Annotated in this window: 15 protein-coding genes; 10 read left to right on the top strand and 5 right to left on the bottom strand. The window is 45.7% G+C overall.

What is annotated here, in order from left to right:
* A partial coding sequence (locus Q5866_RS17985) for a UDP-glucose/GDP-mannose dehydrogenase family protein (RefSeq protein ID WP_303181639.1) occupies positions 1-658 on the bottom strand: 658 nt, incomplete at its 3' end.
* A 124-nt stretch (positions 659-782) separates the two neighbouring features.
* Here Q5866_RS17985 and Q5866_RS17980 point away from each other — a divergent pair.
* From Q5866_RS17980 to Q5866_RS17965, 4 genes are all read left to right on the top strand, one after another.
* Positions 783-6,254: an alpha-2-macroglobulin gene (locus Q5866_RS17980; RefSeq protein ID WP_303181637.1), complete on the top strand. Its 5,472-nt coding sequence runs from the start codon at positions 783-785 to the stop codon at positions 6,252-6,254.
* Between the two features lie 284 nt (positions 6,255-6,538).
* Positions 6,539-6,901 (top strand): hypothetical protein, encoded by a 363-nt coding sequence (locus Q5866_RS17975; RefSeq protein ID WP_186977817.1) that lies wholly within the window; start codon positions 6,539-6,541, stop codon positions 6,899-6,901.
* Between the two features lie 164 nt (positions 6,902-7,065).
* On the top strand, positions 7,066-9,372 hold the full coding sequence (locus Q5866_RS17970; RefSeq protein ID WP_303181636.1) for a TonB-dependent receptor: 2,307 nt from the start codon (positions 7,066-7,068) through the stop codon (positions 9,370-9,372).
* A 192-nt stretch (positions 9,373-9,564) separates the two neighbouring features.
* Entirely contained in the window at positions 9,565-10,695 is a 1,131-nt protein-coding gene (locus Q5866_RS17965; RefSeq protein WP_303181634.1) for an ATP-binding protein, read from the top strand.
* A 64-nt stretch (positions 10,696-10,759) separates the two neighbouring features.
* Here the strand turns inward: Q5866_RS17965 and Q5866_RS17960 are convergent, their stop codons facing one another.
* Positions 10,760-11,626 (bottom strand): NigD-like C-terminal domain-containing protein, encoded by an 867-nt coding sequence (locus Q5866_RS17960; RefSeq protein ID WP_303181632.1) that lies wholly within the window; start codon positions 11,624-11,626, stop codon positions 10,760-10,762.
* 155 nt (positions 11,627-11,781) lie between these two features.
* On the opposite strand from Q5866_RS17960, the gene Q5866_RS17955 reads away from it, so the two are divergent.
* Positions 11,782-12,753 carry an N-acetylmuramoyl-L-alanine amidase gene (locus Q5866_RS17955; RefSeq protein ID WP_303181631.1) on the top strand — a complete coding sequence of 324 codons (972 nt, stop codon included), beginning with the start codon at positions 11,782-11,784 and terminating at the stop codon, positions 12,751-12,753.
* A 33-nt stretch (positions 12,754-12,786) separates the two neighbouring features.
* Here the strand turns inward: Q5866_RS17955 and Q5866_RS17950 are convergent, their stop codons facing one another.
* The 3 genes from Q5866_RS17950 to Q5866_RS17940 form a co-directional block, all read right to left on the bottom strand.
* A complete protein-coding gene (locus Q5866_RS17950; RefSeq protein ID WP_303181630.1) occupies positions 12,787-14,343 on the bottom strand; it encodes an ATP-binding protein in 1,557 nt (518 codons plus the stop codon).
* A gap of 88 nt (positions 14,344-14,431) precedes the next feature.
* Positions 14,432-15,118 carry a response regulator transcription factor gene (locus tag Q5866_RS17945; protein WP_099290134.1) on the bottom strand — a complete coding sequence of 229 codons (687 nt, stop codon included), beginning with the start codon at positions 15,116-15,118 and terminating at the stop codon, positions 14,432-14,434.
* Positions 15,119-15,136: 18 nt separating this feature from the next.
* A complete protein-coding gene (locus tag Q5866_RS17940) occupies positions 15,137-16,510 on the bottom strand; it encodes a sensor histidine kinase KdpD (RefSeq protein WP_303181629.1) in 1,374 nt (457 codons plus the stop codon).
* Between the two features lie 170 nt (positions 16,511-16,680).
* Between Q5866_RS17940 and Q5866_RS17935 the strand changes: the two genes are divergently transcribed.
* From Q5866_RS17935 to Q5866_RS17915, 5 genes are all read left to right on the top strand, one after another.
* On the top strand, positions 16,681-16,920 hold the full coding sequence (locus Q5866_RS17935; RefSeq protein WP_292267083.1) for a hypothetical protein: 240 nt from the start codon (positions 16,681-16,683) through the stop codon (positions 16,918-16,920).
* Positions 16,921-16,926: 6 nt separating this feature from the next.
* On the top strand, positions 16,927-17,973 hold the full coding sequence (locus tag Q5866_RS17930; protein WP_303181628.1) for a BF3164 family lipoprotein: 1,047 nt from the start codon (positions 16,927-16,929) through the stop codon (positions 17,971-17,973).
* Positions 17,960-18,520 (top strand): peroxiredoxin, encoded by a 561-nt coding sequence (locus Q5866_RS17925; protein ID WP_303181626.1) that lies wholly within the window; start codon positions 17,960-17,962, stop codon positions 18,518-18,520. Before Q5866_RS17930 ends, Q5866_RS17925 begins: the two co-directional genes overlap by 14 nt.
* The gene (locus Q5866_RS17920; protein ID WP_303181625.1) at positions 18,521-20,368 is read left to right on the top strand and encodes a hypothetical protein; all 1,848 of its coding nucleotides are present in this window, start codon (positions 18,521-18,523) and stop codon (positions 20,366-20,368) included. It abuts the gene before it with no gap.
* 145 nt (positions 20,369-20,513) lie between these two features.
* A complete protein-coding gene (locus tag Q5866_RS17915) occupies positions 20,514-21,995 on the top strand; it encodes a glycoside hydrolase family 10 protein (RefSeq protein ID WP_303181624.1) in 1,482 nt (493 codons plus the stop codon).
* Position 21,996 lies beyond the last annotated feature (1 nt).

Raw genomic sequence — 21,996 nt, 5'->3', positions numbered from 1 at the left:
GGGTAGCCAACATAGAATTGGCTGCATATTTCGTCATCTCCGCCGACAGGATATCCATAAAAAGAATAGGCGTATTGTTCAATATGAAGGCGTGATACAAACGCTCCATAACGTGTTTGGCTCTATCGCTTTCCACCCCTATCACGACCCTGTCCGGGGAAATGAAATCATTCACGGCGTCCCCCTCTTTCAGGAACTCGGGATTGGAAGCCACATCAAACGGGATATCCGCCCCCCGTTTCTCCAAAGCCGCCTTAATCGTGGCTTTCACTTTATAATTCGTTCCAACAGGCACGGTAGATTTAGTCACCACCACGATATAATCGTTGATAATCTCCCCTACCTCCCGGGCAACATCCAACACGTAATGCAAATCGGCACTCCCGTCCTCGTCGGGCGGCGTACCCACGGCAATAAACACGGCATCCGCATCCTTCAATCCCTCCCGTAATGAAGTGGTGAAAAAAAGACGCCCGTCTTCCCGATTCCGGACGACTAACTCCGCCAGTCCCGGCTCGTATATCGGCATACCTCCGTCGTTCAATAAATCAATTTTCGTACTATTCACATCGACGCAAGTAACAGTCACTCCCGTTTCTGCCAAACATGTCCCGGACACAAGTCCCACGTAACCGGTTCCAACAACAGCTATTCTCATATATTTTTTTCTTTATTTGCCTTGTTTTACTTGTTCGCAAAAATATGAATTAAAAATGAACAACACCGCTTTTTTTGTGCTATATTTGTAAATACAATACATAAGATTCAAATATTTGGTAAACATGAAAAAGGTTATTTTTCTCATTTCTATTTTGCTCCTGACAATCAATTTCTTCTCGTGTAAAGAGAAAACGAAGGAACAAAGTAAACTGGAGTACAGCAAATACATTTCAGGCTTCACGCAAGGAATGATAAAATCCACCGACCCTATCTATATCCGGTTGGAAGGAAAAACGATGAAAACAGGCGACGACGTTCTCGTGCAACCGGAAAAATTAATGAAAATCAGCCCGAAAGTAGAGGGAAGTGTCACTATCCGGGACGGTAATACCATAGAATTTACCCCGACGACTCCGATGAAGAACGGGCAGACCTACGAGATTTCGCTGGCATTGGACAAAATATGCAACGTGCCGTCCGACCTGTCGACTTTCCGCTTCAACGTGAAAGTGCTGCCCCTCGTTTACGCTTTCCAAGAAGGCAGCCTCAGTGTCGACCCCAAGGACAATGACAAGTTCTCGTATCGAGCCTCCATCACCAATTCGGACGCCGTTACCCCCAACGAGGTGGAGCAACTCGTGAAAGCAAAAATCAACGGACAAACCCAGACACTCGAATGGGAACACACCCCTTATATTCATTATTTCACGATAGCCGGCATCACCCGCGCAAATGACAGCCAATCCCTTGAATTGAGTTTCGACAAAAAAATAAAGAACGGTAACGACCTAATCGTTGAAATACCCGGCAATAAAGTCTTCTCCGTGCTGGAGGTAAAAGCGAGCGAAGAAAATTCCCGCACGATTGACATCACGATGTCCGACAACGTGGACATCAGTCAGGACTTTCAAGGGCTAATCACGATCGACGGGGTCGGCACCTTGAACTTCAACACGCGAGGCAACATCATCCGGGTATATTCCAACGAACGGGACAAGATGCAAGGCGTGGTTCAAGTTAATATATTCAAGGGAATCAAAAATACCACGGGCGAAAAACTCCAATCGGATGCCACTTTCAACGTGAGTTTCCAGTCTGCCAAGCCCGCCGTGACATTCATCGGCGAAGGCACTTTCACCCCGGCAGAAGGCAACGTGCTTATTCCTTTCTCCGCAGTCGCCTTGAAAGCCGTCCAATTACGGGTAATAAAAGTATTCAACCAGAATATGAACTTCTATCTTCAAGAAGGAAATTACAACTACAGCAGTGACTACCAGCTACGCCGCGTGGGACGCACCATTCTCGACAAGAAAATCTCGCTGGAGAAACCGGGAGTACCACAAGACAACAACAAGTGGCAGGACTATACAATCAATCTGGCCGACCATATCCAACTGGAAAAAGGCGTGATTTACCGGGTACAACTCCGATTCCAAAAGTCGTACACCACCCTCGATTGCGCCAAGGAAGCCCAAGACGCTATCTCTGAAGAAAACTGGGATGAAACGTCTTCCGAGTATGACTATTATGACGATGACGACTATTATTACAGCTATCCCTCCGATTACTCGTGGGAAGAGCGGGACAATCCCTGTTCCAATTCCTACTATTACGTGAGTGACCGGTTCCCGAAAAAGAATCTCATCGTAACATCTCTGGGTGTCATTGCCAAAGCGGGTTCCGACGGCAAATACGTGGTTGCCGTGAATGATTTGCTCACGGCGGCACCCGTGGAAAATTGCAGGATATTCTTTTATAACTTCCAGAACCAAAAAATAGACTCTACCGTCACCAATTCGGCAGGAATAGCGACATTACGGGTTCCCGGCAAACCTTTCGTTATCGTGGCGACCAAGGGCAATGATAAAACCTATTTGAAAGTCAACGACGCCTCGTCCCTCTCGCTCAGTAATTTCGACGTGAGCGGCGAAGTCGTGCAGCAAGGACTCAAGGGTTTCATCTATGGCGAACGGGGCGTATGGCGTCCGGGAAATGACATTCATCTCTCTTTCATGCTGGAAGACAAGGAGAACGTGATTCCCGTCGGACATCCCATTATAGCGGAACTCTATGACCCGAACGGTAACGTGACTCAAACCCGCAAAGCGGGACGCGACGAACACGGTTTGTATTGTTTCACGTTCAGCACCGACGAGCAAGCCGTGACCGGATACTGGCAGGCTGTTGTACGTGTCGGGGGTGTTTCTTTCAGGAAAACCGTCCGTATCGAGAGCATCAAACCGAATCGTTTGAATATCATCGCCAACTTGCCGGGCAACGTGCTAGGGGAAGGCGTGACGAAAAACACGATACCCGTTCAAACCCGATGGATGCACGGGGCGAAAACCAGTAACTTGAAAGTCATCACCGAACTACGGCTCTCGAAAGGCAATACCACCTTCCCCGGGTACAACGGGTATAACTTCGACGACCGTTCCCGTTATTTCAACACGACAACCGAAACATTCTTCGACGGCACGACGGACTCTGACGGCAACTTTAACCTGTCGGCAAACAACATCACCTCGGAGAACGCACCCGGTATGCTCAACGCCCTGCTCTCGACGCGGGTGTTCGAACCGGGCGGTGACTTCAGTATCGTCACTTCCGGGTTCAAATACTCCCCCTACAAGGAATACGTGGGTATCAAACTACCGGAATCGGACGATAATTGGTACAAGGCAGGCAAACCGATGACTATCAGCGGTGCCGTACTTACCCCCGAGGGTAAACCTGTCAACAACAGAGATATCGAGGTGGAAGTCTACACCTTGGAATGGCGTTGGTGGTGGGATTCGGAGAATGACTATATCGGTTCATACGTCAACCGCTCATACCGCCGCCCCGTGTTCAACAAAACGGTCAAGAGCCAGAACGGCAAATTCAACGTGGACGTGACCTGCGACCAGTGGGGACGTTACTACGTGATCGCACGGGATAAAGAATCCGGTCATTCCACCGGTTCCACGTTCTACATCAGTTCTTGGCGCAACGACATGAATATCCCCGGCATGGCAACCCTGCTCACGCTCACCAGCGACAAAAAATCCTACCGTGCCGGAGAAAAAATCAAGATTACATTCCCCTCCTCGGCAGGTAGCGTAGCTCTCGTGAGCGTCGAGAACGGGAAGACCGTGAAAGACATTTTCCGGGTTCCGACAACAGAGGGGACGACTTCTTTCGAGATTCCCGCCACGAGCGAGATGTGTCCTAATATCTATGTCAACGTGTCACTCATACAACCTCATAAAAACCGGAACAACGACAAACCGATACGCCTGTACGGGGTTTTGAATATTGACATCGACGACCCGGAATTACGACTCACTCCAAAAATCGACATGCCGGAAGAACTCCGCCCATCACAGAATTTCACCGTCACAGTAAGTGAAAACGACGGCAAACCGATGACCTACTCTATCGCTATTGTCGATGAAGGACTGTTAGCCATTACCTCGTTCAAAACGCCGAACCCCTTCCCCGCTTTCTACGCCCGGGAAGCCCTCGGCGTGAAAACATGGGACTTCTACGACGACGTGGTAGGAGCCTTTGGCGGACGCTTGGAGAAAGCCTTTGCCGTCGGTGGTGACGAAGCCCTCGACCCGGAAGAAACCCGCAAGAGCGACCGTTTTACCCCCGTGGTGATATTCAAAGGTCCTTTCACCATCAAGAAAGGAGAGAAGAAAACCCATTCATTCAACATGCCCGAGTATATCGGCGAAGTCCGTACCATGGTCGTTGCCGAAGATAACGGTCGCTACGGTTCGGCATCCCGTAACACGAAAGTCAACAAACCGATGATGCTCAACGTCACCATGCCCCGTTTGTTCACACCGGGTGACATCATCGAAATTCCGGTCACAGTATTTGCCATGAAAGACAATATCAAAGATGTCACCGTGAACCTCAAGACGGACGACAAGATAGAAGTTATCGCCCCGGCAAGCCAAGAAATCAAATTCTCCGGCACGGGTGAACAGATCGTGTTCTTGAAAGCGAAGATTAAAGAAAATACCGGTAAATCCACGCTTACCTTCACCGCTCAAAGCGGATCGGAGAAAGCTCATTTCAGTTGTGATGTAGACATCCGGATTCCGAACCCGAGAATTACCCGCGTGGATGCCCGCGAAGTAGCAAGCGGCGAGTCAATCACCTTCAACAACACGATGGAAGGGCTGGAACCGACCTCGTTCCTTGAAATCACTTCTATCCCACCCCTTAATCTGGAGGAACGCATCCAATACCTGATCCGTTACCCGCACGGGTGCGGCGAGCAAATCACTTCTGCCGTATTCCCGCAACTGATGCTTGACAGGCTGATGGATCTCAGCGAAGCACAAAAAGTAACCGTGGAACTGCACGTGAAAGACGTTATCAATCGCCTGAGAAACTACCAGTTAAGCAACGGGGGATTCAGCTACTGGACGAACTCCAACTATGTATCCGACTGGGTATCCACCTATATCACCGACTTCCTGACGCAGGCAGAGAAACTCGGTTACCGCATCCCGGCATCCATGAAGGCTTCGGCTCTTGATTACCTGTCGAAACAAGCGAATAGCTGGCGCCGGGACGATTATTATTCCGAGTTGGAACAATCCTACCGTCTTTACGTGCTGGCACTGGCAGGTAAACCCAACATGGCGGCCATGAACCGGATGAAAGAGGATAATTACAACAACCCGATAGCCCGTTGGCAACTGGCGGGAGCCTACGCCCTCGGCAAACACGACAAAATTGCCCAATCACTGGTAGCCAACCTTCCGGCAGAAGCCAAACTCTATCGCCAACTGGGCAGATGTTACGGCTCTGATCTACGGGATAACGCGATTATCATGCAAAGCATGGTAGACATGAACATGAAAGACGACGCCTACAAACTGTTGCAGAAAATAGCTCGCAAATTTGCTTCCAACGAATGGCTGAACACGCAGGAAAGTGCCTTCGGGCTTTGCGCTATCAGCAACTACGCAGGACGCTACTTCAAGGACGGCAACGGCATTGACGTGCAAATCGGAAAAGAGAACTTCAAAACCACGAAGACCGTACTGCAAAAAGAACTGGCTGTCAAAGACAACCGTTCGGAAGTAACCTTGAAAAATAACACTTCCGGCACACTCCACGTGCGCACGATTAATAGCTCAACCCCATTGGGAGTGCTCACCGAAAGCGAAATGTCCGGGCTGAAAATGACCATCAACTACTATCGTAACGGCGTGCTCAACAACCGGACGGATTATCGCCAAGGCGAAGACATCGTGGCTGAAATCACGATACAAAACACAGGAAACATCGGGTTATACGAGGAACTGGCACTTACTTACATGTTCCCCTCCGGTTTCGAATTTCTGAACGAACGCCTTACCACGAACGAGAACCCGTTCAAGGGAGCCGACAACGCGGACATCTGCGACGATCGGGTGTATCTCTACTTCTCGCTCCAGCAAGGCGATTCGAAAACCTTCAAGCTACGCTTTAACGCGGCTTACCCCGGTAATTACCTGCTTCCGGCAGTCACTTGCGCGGCGATGTACGATAACTCCATCACGGCAACTCTACCGGGTAACAAAATCACAATCACCCGGGGAGAATAACTCTCTCCCCCGGCGCATACGAGGGCGTGTTTTGACACGCCCTCTCGTTCATAAAGTCGAAAAGTCCATAAGGTCACATACACAATTACACTGAATATCAGCACAATATTAAATCATAAACTTTATAGACCTTAGGAGCCGAAGGCTCGACTTTATGAACTTTATAGACTGGAGGTGTGTCAAAACACACCTCCATATACCCGTTAATTTAATATATTTTTAAGACAGAGATTCATGTTTATTATTTAGAAATAATCTACATTTGCAAAGCAAAGTAAAAAGGTATGCGTAGTAAAAACGTAAATAAATTCATTCACTTATTCTTGTTAGCTCTATTTTTGAGCTATTACGGGAGTATCACGTTTTTCTCGCACTATCACGTGGTCAACGGGGTAACAATCGTACACTCGCACTTCTTCTGCGGTCATACCGATTCGGACGGCGGTGCAAATCACACCCACTCGGCAAAAGAGCTTACCTTAATCGCCCATTTGAGCAATTTCATCACACTGGTCAGCGTTGCCCTTGTCGTTAGTGTTCCTCACTTGATCCACAAAATACATTACTATATTCATAATCAGGAGGAAGAACCTGATAAACAAACATTCACCTTAAGCCCCCTTCGGGCTCCCCCCTTTACAGTGTAAATAGTTTATTCTGCCGAAACAACAGTTCCGGTAAGAATCTCGTGTAATAAAGCAATACCCCTGCTATTTCACGAGGCTTTCACCTATTAATGATATTTCTATTTTGAAACAAGACGCGAGGTCGTGTCAATACCATACGGACACGCTCGTGAAAAATATTGGCTATGAAAAACTTACTTACACTTATTATATTCCTTCTTCTCGGTCTTTTCTGTCGTGCAGACGAGAAAGGAAGCGTCAAAAAAACGACAGACGCGAATGTCAACGGACACATTATCCATAAAGAAACGGGAGAACACCTGCCGTTCCTCACGATATTACTGAAAGGCACGAACATCGGAACCGCTACCGACGAGAGCGGACACTATTTCATGAAAAACCTCCCCTTGGGAAAATACACCCTGCGCGTGCAAGGAGTAGGCTATAAAACCGTAGAAAAAGAAATCGAGATCGTGAAAGGCAAAACGCAAGAGATCAATTTCGTCATCGAGGATGACGTCGTGATGCTTGAAGGAGCCGTGGTCACCGCCAACCGGAACGAAACCGACCGCCGGGAAGCCCCTGTTATCGTCAATGTCCTGTCACCCAAAATATTCGAAAACACCAACTCGGTATGCCTGTCGCAAGGATTGAACTTCCAACCGGGACTACGAGTGGAAAACAACTGCCAGAACTGCGGTTTCCAACAAGTACGTATCAACGGGCTGGACGGACCTTACTCTCAAATACTGATTGACAGTCGTCCCATGTGCAGTTCCCTTGCCGGAGTTTACGGTCTGGAACAAATCCCCGCTAACATGATCGACCGGGTAGAAGTTCTTCGGGGTGGCGGCTCGGCATTGTTCGGAGCCAACGCTATCGCCGGGACAATCAACATCATCACCAAAGAACCCTTACACAACTATTTTCAAGTAGGACATACCCTCTCCGCTATCGACGGCGAGAGTTTCGACAACGTGACCTCTTTCAACGGGGCTATCGTCAACGAGCAACGGAATGCCGGAATCCACCTGTTCGGGATGGTGCGCGACCGCCAGCCTTATGACCATGACGGTGACGGGTTCTCCGAGTTAGGGGAGATCAACAGTACCACGCTGGGCTTCCGTACCTATTACAAGCCCACGCATTTCAGCAAGTTATCCATGGAATACCACCATATCAAAGAATTTCGCCGGGGAGGTGACAACCTTCACCGTCCCCCTCACGAGGCTGACGTGGCAGAGCAAGCAGACCACAACATACACGGCGGCGGGCTGAACTACACCCTTTCATCCAAGGATTATAAACACCGTTTTAACGCCTACGCCTCATTACAGAACATCGCACGGGAATCCTATTACGGTGCCGGTCGCGACACGAACGCCTACGGGCAGACTAAGGACTTTACCGTCGTGGGCGGAGCACAATATTCCTATGACTTCGACAAATTCCTGTTCATGCCCTCCATGTTGACCGCCGGGGTTGAATTCTCGCACAATAAACTGAATGACAAAATGCTCGGCTACAACCGGGAAATCAATCAGGAAGTAAACGTATATAGCGTCTACCTGCAAAATGAATGGAAAACGGCACGTTTCAGCTTCTTGCTGGGCGGGCGTCTGGATAAAAACAGTCATGTAGACGATCCCATATTCAGCCCCCGGTTGAATATCCGCTACAACCCTATCACCGATCTCAGTTTCCGGGCAAGTTACTCGGAAGGATTCCGGGCTCCACAGACCTACGACGAAGACCTGCACGTGGCAGCCGTGGGCGGAGAAGTAACTCTTATTCAAGTCGCAGAAGACCTGAAAACAGAAAAATCACGCAGTTACAGCGCGTCCGTTGATTACTACACCACGCTGGGAGCCGTGCAAATCAACCTGCTCGTAGAAGGCTTCTACACCCGCTTGAAAAATCCTTTCGTGTTGGAAGAGGTCGACACCGGTGATGAAGAAAATAAAATACTGGAACGCCGCAACGGTTCGGATGCCAAAGTAAAAGGAATCAACATAGAGGGAAGAATTGCCCCGCATAAATCCACTCAACTACAATTCGGCGCAACTTTCCAAAGCAGTAAATACGCCGCTCCCGTGGCATGGAGCAATGACCCCGATGTTGCCCCCTGCCGGAAGCTGCTCCGCTCCCCGGATCAATACGGGTATGTCACGCTGAACTTACTCCCGTTCAAGAACTTCTCCACTGCCCTGTCGGGAACCTACACGGGTCCCATGTACGTGGGACACTTCGCCGGTTACATCGAGAAAGACGTGCTGAAGAAAACCAAGTCCTTCTTCGACGGTACCGTAAAACTGGCTTATGACATCAAAATCGGTAGCGGCTACACGGTACAAATCAACGGTGGCGTGCAAAACGTGTTCAACAGCTACCAGAATGACTTCGACAAAGGTGAGTTCCGTGATTCCGGTTACATCTACGGTCCCGGTCTTCCGAGAACCTATTTTGCTGGAATCAAATTCGGTATATTCTAACAAGAAACATCAAAATTACCTTCCTTAAATATCCCGTGGAGTCCGTTCTGAACTCCGCGGGATTCTCATTTTATACCAAAAGGTATAATACCGTTTAGTAGAAAATATTTTATACCAAAAGGTATAAAATATTTTTACCAATAATTGGAAATATCTCGAATAAATCATACATTTGTTGAAAACAAAGAAGATATGGATTCACCTTTTCAATACGGGAAATTAGCCATGGGCGCAACCTTCGTGAATAGAGTTCACGAAAAACAAATACTCAAAAATAACTTGTACTCGGGTATTAACACGATGTTGATTTCTCCTCGTCGTTGGGGCAAATCATCACTCGTCAAAGAAGCCATGCATGAACTCATGGTAGAGCGCCACGATGTAAAAGTATGCTTTTTAGACGTATTCACGATAAGAAGCGAGGCGGAATTTTACCAGACTTTCGCACAAGCTGTAATTAAAGCCACCAGTAATAATTGGGAAACTTGGATTACCCATACGAAAGAATTCTTGAAAGCTCTTTCTCCAAAAATTACCATCGGGACAGATCCGATGACCGATTTTTCAATAGGTTTTGAAATTCATCAAATTAAAGAAAATGAACATGAACTTTTGAATTTACCGGAGAAAATTGCCGTTGCAAAAGGAATAAAAATTATTGTTTGCATAGACGAATTTCAAAATCTGGCAGGATTAAAAGACTATGAACATTTGGAAGGCAAAATGCGTAGCACATGGCAGCACCACCAGCATGTCAGCTATTGCCTTTACGGGAGTAAACGCCACATGATGATAGAGATATTTAACTCATCCTCAAAACCTTTTTACAGGTTCGGACAAATCATGTTTCTGGCAAAAATAGACAAGCAGGAATGGGTGTCATTTATCGTCAGCGCCTTCAAACACACGGGCAAAAACATCACGGAAGAACTTGCGGGAATTATCGTGGAGAAAGTAAGTTCTCACTCGTGGTATGTACAACAATTATCTCATTTTGTCTGGAGCATTACAAAAGAAACGGTAACACTTGAAATCATAGACAAAGCTTTCCAACAAATCGTAGATACCAATCTTCCCCTATACGTTGCAGAATGCGAAGCCTTATCTATTTCACAGCTCAATATCCTGATCGCTATCGCGAATAATGAACAAACGCTTACAGGGGCAAAGGTTATGACTAAATACAAACTGGGAACGCCACAGAACGTGACGAAAAATAAAGTGATACTGCAACAAAAAGATATTCTGGATAATACACCTCAAGGCTTTCTCTTTCTTGATCCTGTTTTCGAATATTGGTTCAAGAAGGAATACATTAAATAAAAAAGACTGACCGTCCGGTCAGTCTTCATTTCCCTTAGAGTTTTATTACTTGAATCAAATGTCTTTAATTAACTTCTCCGACTACATCTTCGCTGCTCACCAATTTGCGTTCGTTATTGCTCTGGTTCAGTCCGCTGTCAGCTTCTTCCTCATTACTGCCGGAAAGCGTGTAAGTTCCGCTATCTTCACGGGTAACAGTTTCGATTGAACCATTCTTGTATTCTGTCCAGAGTAATTTAACAGGCACGGATTGTTTTCCTTCCGGCACGATAGAAGTCAGGTCGAAAGATACCATACCGCGACTCCACACGTGATTTGCACGATCCCCGTCCTTAGGAGCTTCCCCGTAAGCGTTATGGCGTAAAGTCACGTATACCGTATCATTATGCGCCACCACATCATCTTCCACCAGATTGATAAAATGCTTGGTTGAAGAACCGGATTTCACGGGTATTCTGAACTCCACGTTCAGATACTTGCCACCGAACCATGCTTCGGACACGTTAATCGGATCGTTACCGATACTATCCTGTCGCACTTCCTCGTTTTCCTTGATGAAAGAAAGTTTCACCGGGTCCTTTGTCAACACGTCGGTAATACGATACAAACGAATATAATAATTCATTCTACCTTCCAACCCGGTTCCATCTCTCTCGCTTCCCAGAATCGAGTAGTTGGCGAATACCCGCAATCCTTCCTCGGCATCCGAAGAATTTATCCCGTATCCCTCGGTCACGATCAAACGACTGCCGTCATCCCGACGGATAGCATACTTGGAACGAGTACCGTTATCTATCTTCTCGAGGTTACCGTAACTGATCCACGAACTTCCACCACCCACGTAATAATACTCGTCATCGTCATCACACGCCGCGAATACGGCAATAAATAATGACAACATTAATACAATTTTCCATGTTCTCTTTTTCATAGCTGTTTTTTTAACGTTTATATATTAGATGTCAACAAAGCTCATCCGTTGCGTCAAACGCTTGAATTATTGTATTTTTTAATTTTCGTTTGTCTAAATTTATTATTTTCGAGGACAAACAAAAAGAACTATATTTGTGATGAATTTTTGAAACCATGAAATATATATTCATCATATACACGAGCATTTTGTTCATCTTTTTGCCCATCCACGGCTTCACGCAAGAAACCGGAACACCGGGAAAAGGAGAAGGCATACTCCAATTTCTGAAACGCTTCGAACGCACGAAGCCGGAACATTACACGCAATTCATGGAACTCAACAAGAGTAAGCTCGACAAAAATAACGGCCTGCGGTTAGGCGTGAAATACACTTTACCGCCGATGAACCGGGAAGGTAATGAACCTTTATTCGGGGAGAAACTGGCGAAATACACGATAGAGTCCGACGAACTCAAGGGTGCCTGCTTTTATCTGGTTTCCGGTCATGGCGGTCCCGATCCCGGGGCTATCGGGGTGTTACAGGGACACCAACTGCACGAGGACGAATACGCTTACGACATCATGCTCCGGTTGGCACGCACCCTAATGTCGAAAGGAGCCAAAGTCCACATCATCATCCAAGACACCGCGGACGGTATCCGGGATGATAAATTCCTTAACACCGGCGATAGGGAAACCTGCATGGGCGATCCCATTCCCTTGAATCAAGTACAACGCCTCAAACAACGTTGTGACAAAATCAACACGCTATTCCGCAAAGACAAGGAAGCCTATCGACGGGCTATCTTTATCCACCTTGACAGCCGGAGCGAGAGCAAACAGATTGACGTTTTCTTTTACCATTACGAGGGTAGCGCCAAGGGCAAACATCTCGCCAACACGCTACAAGACGTGTTTAACAAGAAATACGACAAACATCAACCTAACAGGGGATTCTCCGGAACGGTAAACACCCGTGACCTATACGTCATTAAACAAACGCTCCCCGTGGCCGTTTTCCTAGAATTGGGTAATATCCAAAACAGCCGTGACCAACAACGTTTCCTGCTAAACGACAACCGCCAAGCTTTAGCTAATTGGATTTGCGAAGGCTTGACACAGGACTTCCGCCACTATTCAAAATAAGGCGGTTTACCAAAAAGAAAGATAATCATCAAATTATTCCACGAGCCACTTCCCGATATTACGTTCATTAGCATCAAATTCCACCCCAATCTTTACCACTTCTCTGTTATCAACCGAATAAGGCAAAAGATACCCCTTATCATCAATTTGCTTTAAAGCTTGCTCGGCTGTACCATCGAGTTTAAACTCGAAGACATAAATGTATTTCGGTGTTTTCACCACGGCATCAGCCCTTCCCTTGGCACTACGTACCTCAGCTCCCGTAAATTGTCCCATTAACTTGAACACGAGATAAAATACAACTTGGTAATGACGTTCCGTCCGGGTATTCAATTCGTAAGGGAAGTCCGCGAAAAACGCTCGTAACCGCTTCATAAAGGCATCAACATCCCCCACACGAAGTTCCTGTACGAATTTTCCAATATAAAATCCTCGCTCATCTTCTGCCAAAGAGGTATAAAAAGGTACTAAAAAATCCATAAAACCATATCTTACCTCATCATTCGGAAAAGCAAGCAGATAATTCTGGAACTCCTTGTCGTATTCCTTAATCGTCAGATAACCACTTTGATAAATCAAAGGAATCGGGTTATCAACATTTACCCGGTACTCGGTGAAAGAAGAAGCAGGAGCTTCTACCCCGTCAAGTAATTCCCGAAGGTCGTAATCACTCTGTTTCAATAACTCTACAAGAAAAGTCGGGGTTCCCGTCTGAAACCAGTAACGACCAAATACTTTAGACGTGAATACGCTCAACACGCTAAACGGGTTAAATACCCCCGGGGCATTTTGATAAAAATGATAACCATCGTAAAGCGTCGTCATCTTGTTCACGACTTCGCCGACGTCCATAGCGTTAGTTGCCGCCAATTGTTCAATCTCCGGTTGAAAATTATCCTTTAATTCTTCCAAAGTTATCCCGCAGATAGTAGCGTAATCCGGCCACATACTAATGTCACTCAACTGGTTGAGATCACTAAATACACTAACTTGAGCAAATTTAGTAACCCCAGTCAAAAACACGAAACGCAAATAACGGTCGGCACTCTTGAGTACCCCGTAAAAAGCCTTCAAGGTATCGCGAAAGTCTTCGAGTAAGGCGTTATCCTTTCCCAATGCTTGCAGAAGCGGTTTATCATACTCGTCCACGAGCACCACAACCCCACGCCCGGTCTGCTCGCAGGCACGACGAATGACATCAAAAAAACGACCTGCCGGGGTACTTTCGCCGTCACCCCGTCCCCAACGATCTTCCCACATCTTCAAATACCTGTCGAGGATAGCGTACAATCCTTCGGGAGAATCATACTTCTCGGCGTTCAAATCAAGATGTAACACGGGATGCACGTTCCACTCTTTCTCCAACTGCCCGATAGTCAATCCCTCGAATAAATCCTTACGTCCCTCGAAATAAGACTCGAAAGTCGAGAGCAACAAACTCTTGCCAAAACGTCTTGGACGACTAAGAAAATAAGGTGCACTGGAGGAAACCAGCTTCCACACGAAAGCCGTTTTGTCAACGTATACATAGTTGCCAACACGTATTTTTTCAAATGTCTGTATGCCTATCGGAAGTTTCCTCGTTTCCATGATGCTCTCGTTTTTAATCTATAAGCAAAGATAATCTATAAAGCTTACAATATCAAATCTCCGTTTGATTATTCCCAAAGGGCTTTCTCTATTTTTCTTTCACCATTAATCCCAACGCCTTACCCCATTTGGTAGCGATAGATATCGAGCCGTCTTTCGGTAACATTTTTCTCAACCCGACAAGACATTTATCCAAGTAACGATACGATTCTTTAAACGTGTTGCTCCAACCCGCCTGCACCAGAATATCTTTTGTCACGTAGCAATTCTTGTTCTCGCATAACACTTTCATCACCTTCATTTCCAACGGACTGAATAATATCACTTCCCCGTCCACGACAAGTTCACGGTTCACAAGGTCAAGATACACCCCGTCGCTAATATCTATCGTTTTCTCGCTACGCTCACGAAATCCGATTTGTCTTAAAGCGGCTTCGATACGGGCTTTAAATTCAGCTTCATCCATATCCTTGCGGATATAATCATTTGCCCCGCTCTTAAATCCGGCTACCGCAGCGGATGAACTGCCAATACTACTGATAAACAAAATAGGAATGACAGAATCATCTTTCCGAATCACTCTAGCGACCTCCAAACCTGTCATTTTCGGCATCATCACGTCGAGCAACGCCAAGTCCGGTTTCTTCTGACGGTAAACCTCAAGCGCCTCCTCCCCGTCGGTAACGTGGTAAACCGTGTGCCCATTCTTTTTCAAGTAAGTTATGAAATCCTCGTAATACTCCGCCGAATCCTCAGCGTACAAAATTTTAGCCATTTTCCCGTTTGTAAAATATTAATCGTTTTCGTCTGTTACCAAAGGCACCATGACCGTGAACGTGGTTCCAACGCCCTCGGTACTGTCCACCCGAATCACTCCGCCATGAGCCTCTATTACCTGTTTCACGTAACTCAACCCGATTCCGAAACCGTGTACATCGGCAGAACGACCGCGAGCAACCCTGAAATAACGCTCGAAAATCTTCTCCCTCAGTTTCTCCGGAATACCAAATCCGTGGTCTTTTACCGATATAATCAGCATATTCCCCTCGTCCTTGCACGATATCTCGACTTTCGGCGAACTACCCGAATACTTGATAGCGTTCTCGATCAAGTTACTGATGGCGTTCGGAAAGTGAATCGGATCGGCTTCAATCACGTTCCTACTCAATTGATAATCCACTTTAATCGAAACATCTCTTTTCTCGAACACGGAATTGAACTGTCGAACAAGTTCATCAATTGAATCCTGCAAAGATAACTTTTCCCACGTAACCTTGAACCCTTGTTTCCATGCATTTAATAATTTAAACACGAAATTATTCAAATGTAGCACTCTATCAAACCCTCCATTCAATGCTTCCAATTGCCTTTCATTCAAATTATCAACCCCCTCCTGTTTTAGCGCAAGGAGCTTTTTCTTAATTATCGACAGCGGGAACTTCAATTCATGCACCATACTGCTCATAAATTCCTCTCGGACTTTTGCCACGTTTCGTTGGAAAGAAATTGTCTTCACTTGATAAATAGAGCATATAACCAAGAATATCATTATAAGAAATGAACTAACAAGAATACTTGTCATTTGGGCAAAGAAACTTCTATAAGGTATGCCAAAATAAGCAATTAAACCATGATGACTTTTCATTCCTAATTCTACCACGTTAGAAATAATATACTTGTTCACGTTAGAAGAACCATTCTCTGTTGTAGCGATAATATTACCACTTTTAGTATCAACAAGTTCAAGTATATAATTATCTGTAATTCCATTACGTTCAAAATACAATCGGCATATGCTATCCAACATAACAATATTCTCTGCTGACTGTTGATTTATAAAATCATAACAAACTTTCCTAAGTGCACCTAGATATCCATTCTCATTATCAAAAGACATGACCGTTGTATCTCCTCTCCAAACAAGACCTATTGTCCTTTTATCTAAATCGACACCTACTTGAGGATAATTTTGTCGAATGGTTTGATTACGTACCAAATGTTCTTCAAAACCTGTTTCGACTGCTTTAGCTAGAACATTATTGACCATATTTAAATACTCAACTTTTTTATACTGAATCGTACGAATCAACCAAAATCCTTGCAAAATCAATAAGCAGGCTATAGCAAATACCGAAACGCCCCACGCTATATGGATTCTTTTATTCATAAACATTAAATTTTATAAGACCATCAAAAACACTGAAATTCTTACCTTATTATATATGTTTCCCTCGCACTGCAATTTTAAGAATAAATTAAGAAAAATAGGAACAAATGAGGAACAATTTATCTCAAATTTTCCCTATATTTTTGTAACACATCAAAACGCTCAATATAATGAAAAAAATTATTATTAGTATATTGTTTGTCTCAGTAGTCCTCGGACTAACATTAATGAATGTTACTCTAAGGAATGATGCCACGAATATAGATATAAAATTAAAAAATATCGAGGCATTTGGAGAAAATGAGAGTGGGGATGAAAATCCATGTACCGTTATCGGAACAATTTGTATGTATTACGACAAAAGTGGAAATCCTATATTTTACCCCGGACTTACACTTGATCTAAATTAAAAGGATATGAAAAAGGCATTATTTATACTATTAACCGTTGCTCTCGCCTACAGTTGTTCTGATGAAGTTCGGACTGTGCCGAAAGAGCAGAATCCTTTGTTTAGCATGAGTCGTGCTGTCTCACTAGACAGATTGGATACAAAAATCAATCTACAAAAGTTGGGTATTATAAACCCGACAAAAGTAATCAAGAAAGATTCTATACTTATCGTGCTTGACCGGGAAGGGTTGAACAAGATTTCCATATACAAACAAGACGGAACATTGTTGGGAAATTACCTCCCGACAGGCTTAGGCGGTAACCAAGGTTTGTACATCTTAACGATGCATCTTGACGAGAAAGGAATCTTGTCAGCCTATGACTTCGGGAACAACCGAATGGTCGAGTTCGACATGAATCAACTGGGACAAGCCGGATTCGGTCCTACCTTTACCCCCGTGCCCACGGACAAGAAACACTTGTGCGCAGCCAAATGGGGTTCCACCATCGTGGCAACGGGTATGTTCGACCAGCGTTACGCTTTACTGGAAAACGGGCAAGAAAATTTCTTCCTTCCCTACCCGAATTACCGGAACGCCGACAATTCCCAGAAAAGCATCTTATTTGCAAGTAATATCATAAAGATAAAACCTGATGGAACGAAATTTGTCTGTGCGAATATGCAAAGCGGTATCATAGATTTATGCTCTCTCATACCTTGCAACACCATCACTCGCATCACCGAGCAAAATCTCTATTCTCCAAAAGCCACGGTCAAGAGTACCAGGAGAAAGCCCGTCGCGTATTCCACAGACAATCTCTTCGGGTTTGTTGATATTGAAGTATCTGATGAATACATATTTGCCCTCTATTCCGGGAGAAGTTACAATAAATACAAAGAGAAGATAGGCTATGGTGAACGGATTGTAGTGTTCGACTGGGAGGGCAATCACGTTCACACCTATTTACTAGGGAATCCGTTCACCTCTATTTCCTTTTGTAAAGAAGAAAACGCCATTTATGGCTTGACAAACCATCCGAATTCAGTGTTGATTAAATATGCATTGGATTAATTTCCGTGTGAGAGTTTTGTACCTTGGGATGTTCATCCTCCTCGGGGGATGCCATTCCAAGGATTACAAAGCCCGAAAAGTAATTGAAGAATGGTACGGGAAAACAATCACGTTTCCCACCTCCCCGGCGGCTAAAATCCTCGGGAGAGATACAACCGTCACGCTCACGGAACTATTGGATAAAGAATACAGCGTTCTTACTTTTTTTGATTCTACCGGGTGCACGGAATGTAACATGAAATTACATGACTGGCACTTACGCGTGAAAGATATAGTCGGACAACAAGATAAAGTGAATTTTATCTTTATCGTCCACGCCAAGAATTTCGAGGCCGTATCGGCATTTGCCATGAAGAACAAATTCAATCACTTGATATTTTACGACACGGACAATGCCCTGTGGAAGGCGAATCCGAACCTGCCGCACGACCCCGAATTTCAAACATTCCTACTCGACCGGGAACAAAAGGTCGTGTTAATCGGTAGCCCGGCGAGAAACAACTCGCTGTGGAAACTGTACAAACAACAAATTAGTGTAAAAAATTAAATGACACAATGGATTAACAACACCGTGAATTTCCTGTCCTTCATGGGCTTCCTTCTATTAATCGCCACGATGCTGGTGATCGATTCGGAAAGCATGAACGGGATTGTTGTTGCCAAACGTTTTTGGTTCTACACTTTCATGTGTATAACCGGAGTCATTTCTATCATTCTGGCTTTTTACAGGAAATCGACCACGAGAGTCGATGAAACCAAAACTATCATAATAGGGATTTTGACTGTAGTGATTATTGGCATATCCCGTAACTCCAATCAGGAAATGATGAACGCGGAAGTATTTCTGCTAATAGTCATTTCCTATTTTTTCTTCGATATCTATTTTTCTTACAATAAAAAATCGATCAAGACATTTCAATTCGTTCTGATCGCACTCGCTTTATTTGAAGTCATTTGGGGATACTGCCAATTGTACGCTTATATCCCGGAAATGCAAACAAAATTTCAATTATCCGGGTCCTTCAACACCCGATACGCTTATGCCGTATACTTGGCCACGATTACCCCGATTGCGCTTTACTGGACAATCACACTATATCAAAGATTAAGTGCCAAATTCTCGACACCGTCTTATACCGAGCAAGCAAAGCCGGAAATCATCGACGAGATCATGTTGTTCGTGCTATCAGCCCTCTCCTTGTTGGGCATACTATCTATCATGCCTTTTACAGGGGAAGCCATCGCGTGGCTCACCGCGGCGTGCGGATGCTGTGTTGTTCTGTATTTTAAATTCAACATGCACGCTTTCATCAAACGCTTACAGACACAAAAACAAAGAATAACCCTCTTGCTCAGCGTGCTGCTTATCAGCACCGGTATCGTGGGCGGCTACTACAAATTCCGGAAAGATCCAGTGGACGAAAACCTTCTGGCGTGGAAAATATCCATGAACGTGCTGACGGAAAACCCGTTATTCGGCATTGGTATCGGGAACTTCCAAAAAGCATACGGGGATGCCCAGTCTTACTATTTCGAACACGGCAACCGGACAGAAAGAGAACTGGCATTGGCCAACACGCCGTGTTACCCGGTCAGTGACATTGTCCGTATCACGGCGGAAACCGGATTGCTGGGATTATTACTTATCCTCGGGTTTGTCGCCACGATTCTTATAAAAAGTATCCGAAGTTTAAAACGATACCCGGAGAAGTTAGCTACCCTAGGTGCATTAATTTCGCTCTCTATGGCAGGGCTGATGTCCTCCCCTATCAGATCATTACCGTTAGCTATCATCCTGATGCTCTTGCTCGCCTTGTGCGCCCCCCGGGAAGCCCGTCAAGAAAAAGCCGGACTGAGTTTCAAAGTAATTTATCTCGCGTTGGCAGGCTTAGTGTTTTTCACCGCCTTCCCCGAAATGAGAAAATACAACTCCTATCGCGCATGGGCAGAAGGAAAACTATATTACAACATGAAGATATACGCGACGGCGGTTAATATATACGCCCCGTTGGCAAAGAATCTAAGACATCCCGGATTTCTTATCGAATACGGGCAAGCACTCTCCCAAACAGACCGATACGAAGACAGCATCGCTGTTCTCCGAGAAGTATTACAATCTGTATCCGCCCCGGTAATATACAATATCATCGGGAAAAACTATCAAGCCATGGGAGAGTACAAGCTCGCCGAACAGAACTTCCGGAAGGCCCATTACATGACACCCAGCCTCGTGTATCCCAATTATTTGCTGGCAAATCTTTACCACGAAATGGGATTACATGACAAGACCTTGCAATGCGCCCGACAAGTAATCACTCAAAAACCAAAAAAGGAATCAAAAGAAACACAAGAAATGAAAGCACAAATGGAATCGCTCATCAAGAGTATCCATTAAAAGAGCCATCCTCGGACCGTTCTGGTCCATTTCACACCATAGTACATCTAAATCCATCACTTTGGGGAGACATTCTAAGTCTCCCTTTCTTTTTTGTACCCATAAATCCGTATATTCGCGACATTCTAAATCAATGACACAAACCATGAAATATATATTATCGTTCCTTTTCACCACGATTCTCGGCATCACGCTCCTCTCCGCGCAGAATTACCCGAAGCGCGAATTTCGCGGGGCATGGATACAAACCGTGTTCCAGAGTGAATACGCCAAAATGTCGCCGGATGAGATGAAAGTTGACTTTATCCGCAAGCTGAATTACCTGCAAGAATGCGGAATCAACGCCATTGTCTTTCAAGTACGACCGGAAGCCGACGCGTGGTATCACTCCGAGATTGAACCGTGGAGCCGTTTCTGCACCGGCAAACAAGGTGTAGCGCCGGAGCCGTTCTTCGACCCGATGGCATTTCTCATCAAAGAGTGCCATCGACGGAACATGGAATTTCACGCTTGGCTGAATCCCTTCCGGGCATGCACGTCGGGCACTGCCGCGTTAGCGGACACGCACGTTTATCACGAGCATCCCGAATGGTTCGTCACTTACAACAAGCAATTACTTTTCGATCCCGGTATCCCCGCCTGTCGGAAATACATCTGCCGGGTGGTGGAAGATATCGTGAGCCGCTATGACGTGGACGCCATTCACATGGACGACTATTTCTACCCCTACCCCGTGAACGGAATGCCTTTTCCCGACGATAACAGCTTTCGCGTTTACGGGTTGAAGAAAGGATACTCCGAGGACGAACGGGACGACTGGCGACGGGAAAACGTGAATCAATTAATCCGGGAATTGAAACGCACAATCGTGAAAACAAAGTCGTGGGTACGCTTCGGCATCAGTCCTTTCGGGATATATCGCAACAAACAAAACACGCCGGACGGTAGCGGAAGCAATACCAACGGGTTGCAGAATTATGACAACCTGTACGCGGACGTGACGCTATGGGTCAAGAAAAAATGGATTGACTACAATATCCCCCAAGTGTACTGGGAAATCGGACACCCGGCAGCAGACTACATCACCCTTGCCAAATGGTGGGACAAAAACGCCCACGATATCCACCTTTACTTGGGACAAGACGTGGCACGCACCATGAAAGCCGGCGACCTGACCACCAAAATGGAAACCGCCCGTTCCCTGCGCCACGTGAAAGGCAATTGCTTCTGGCCTGCCAACGAGATATTATGGAATAACGAGGGCGTCGCCGACAGCCTCCGTGAACATTACCACAGCTACCCGGCATTGATTCCCGCCTACACGCACATGTACAACGGACGACCAAAGAAAATCGCCAAACCCCGTGCCAAACGCACGGACAAAGGCTACACCGTGAAATGGTTCTCCGTCGGCGACCGTGAAGATCCCCGCAATCCCCAGTATTTCGTGATCTACCGCTTCGCCCCGAAAGAAAGCATCAACCTCAACGATCCCTCCAAAATAGCCGCCATCACGCACTACACGGAATGCTACCTACCGCTTCCCCGAACAAAATACCGTTACGTGATCACCGCCGTCGACCGCTTCCACAACGAGTCAAAAGGGAAAAAGATAAAACTTAAATAAT

Origin of the sequence: uncultured Butyricimonas sp. (assembly GCF_959596855.1) — a bacterium.
GTDB lineage: Bacteria > Bacteroidota > Bacteroidia > Bacteroidales > Marinifilaceae > Butyricimonas > Butyricimonas muris.
The sequence above is the reverse complement of the archived record's forward strand: the minus strand, read 5'-3'. Positions and strand labels throughout refer to the sequence as shown.

What these genes read in the sequence shown, in the direction of transcription:
- Q5866_RS17940 (WP_303181629.1), bottom strand. Translation starts at nt 16,510, where the DNA reads ATGAATAAAAGAATCCATATAGCGTGGGGCGTTTCGGTATTTGCTATA.
- Q5866_RS17930 (WP_303181628.1), top strand. Translation starts at nt 16,927, where the DNA reads ATGAAAAAGGCATTATTTATACTATTAACCGTTGCTCTCGCCTACAGT.
- Q5866_RS17955 (WP_303181631.1), top strand. Translation starts at nt 11,782, where the DNA reads ATGAAATATATATTCATCATATACACGAGCATTTTGTTCATCTTTTTG.
- Q5866_RS17980 (WP_303181637.1), top strand. Translation starts at nt 783, where the DNA reads ATGAAAAAGGTTATTTTTCTCATTTCTATTTTGCTCCTGACAATCAAT.
- Q5866_RS17935 (WP_292267083.1), top strand. Translation starts at nt 16,681, where the DNA reads ATGAAAAAAATTATTATTAGTATATTGTTTGTCTCAGTAGTCCTCGGA.
- Q5866_RS17950 (WP_303181630.1), bottom strand. Translation starts at nt 14,343, where the DNA reads ATGGAAACGAGGAAACTTCCGATAGGCATACAGACATTTGAAAAAATA.
- Q5866_RS17925 (WP_303181626.1), top strand. Translation starts at nt 17,960, where the DNA reads ATGCATTGGATTAATTTCCGTGTGAGAGTTTTGTACCTTGGGATGTTC.
- Q5866_RS17960 (WP_303181632.1), bottom strand. Translation starts at nt 11,626, where the DNA reads ATGAAAAAGAGAACATGGAAAATTGTATTAATGTTGTCATTATTTATT.
- Q5866_RS17975 (WP_186977817.1), top strand. Translation starts at nt 6,539, where the DNA reads ATGCGTAGTAAAAACGTAAATAAATTCATTCACTTATTCTTGTTAGCT.
- Q5866_RS17920 (WP_303181625.1), top strand. Translation starts at nt 18,521, where the DNA reads ATGACACAATGGATTAACAACACCGTGAATTTCCTGTCCTTCATGGGC.
- Q5866_RS17965 (WP_303181634.1), top strand. Translation starts at nt 9,565, where the DNA reads ATGGATTCACCTTTTCAATACGGGAAATTAGCCATGGGCGCAACCTTC.
- Q5866_RS17945 (WP_099290134.1), bottom strand. Translation starts at nt 15,118, where the DNA reads ATGGCTAAAATTTTGTACGCTGAGGATTCGGCGGAGTATTACGAGGAT.
- Q5866_RS17970 (WP_303181636.1), top strand. Translation starts at nt 7,066, where the DNA reads ATGAAAAACTTACTTACACTTATTATATTCCTTCTTCTCGGTCTTTTC.
- Q5866_RS17915 (WP_303181624.1), top strand. Translation starts at nt 20,514, where the DNA reads ATGAAATATATATTATCGTTCCTTTTCACCACGATTCTCGGCATCACG.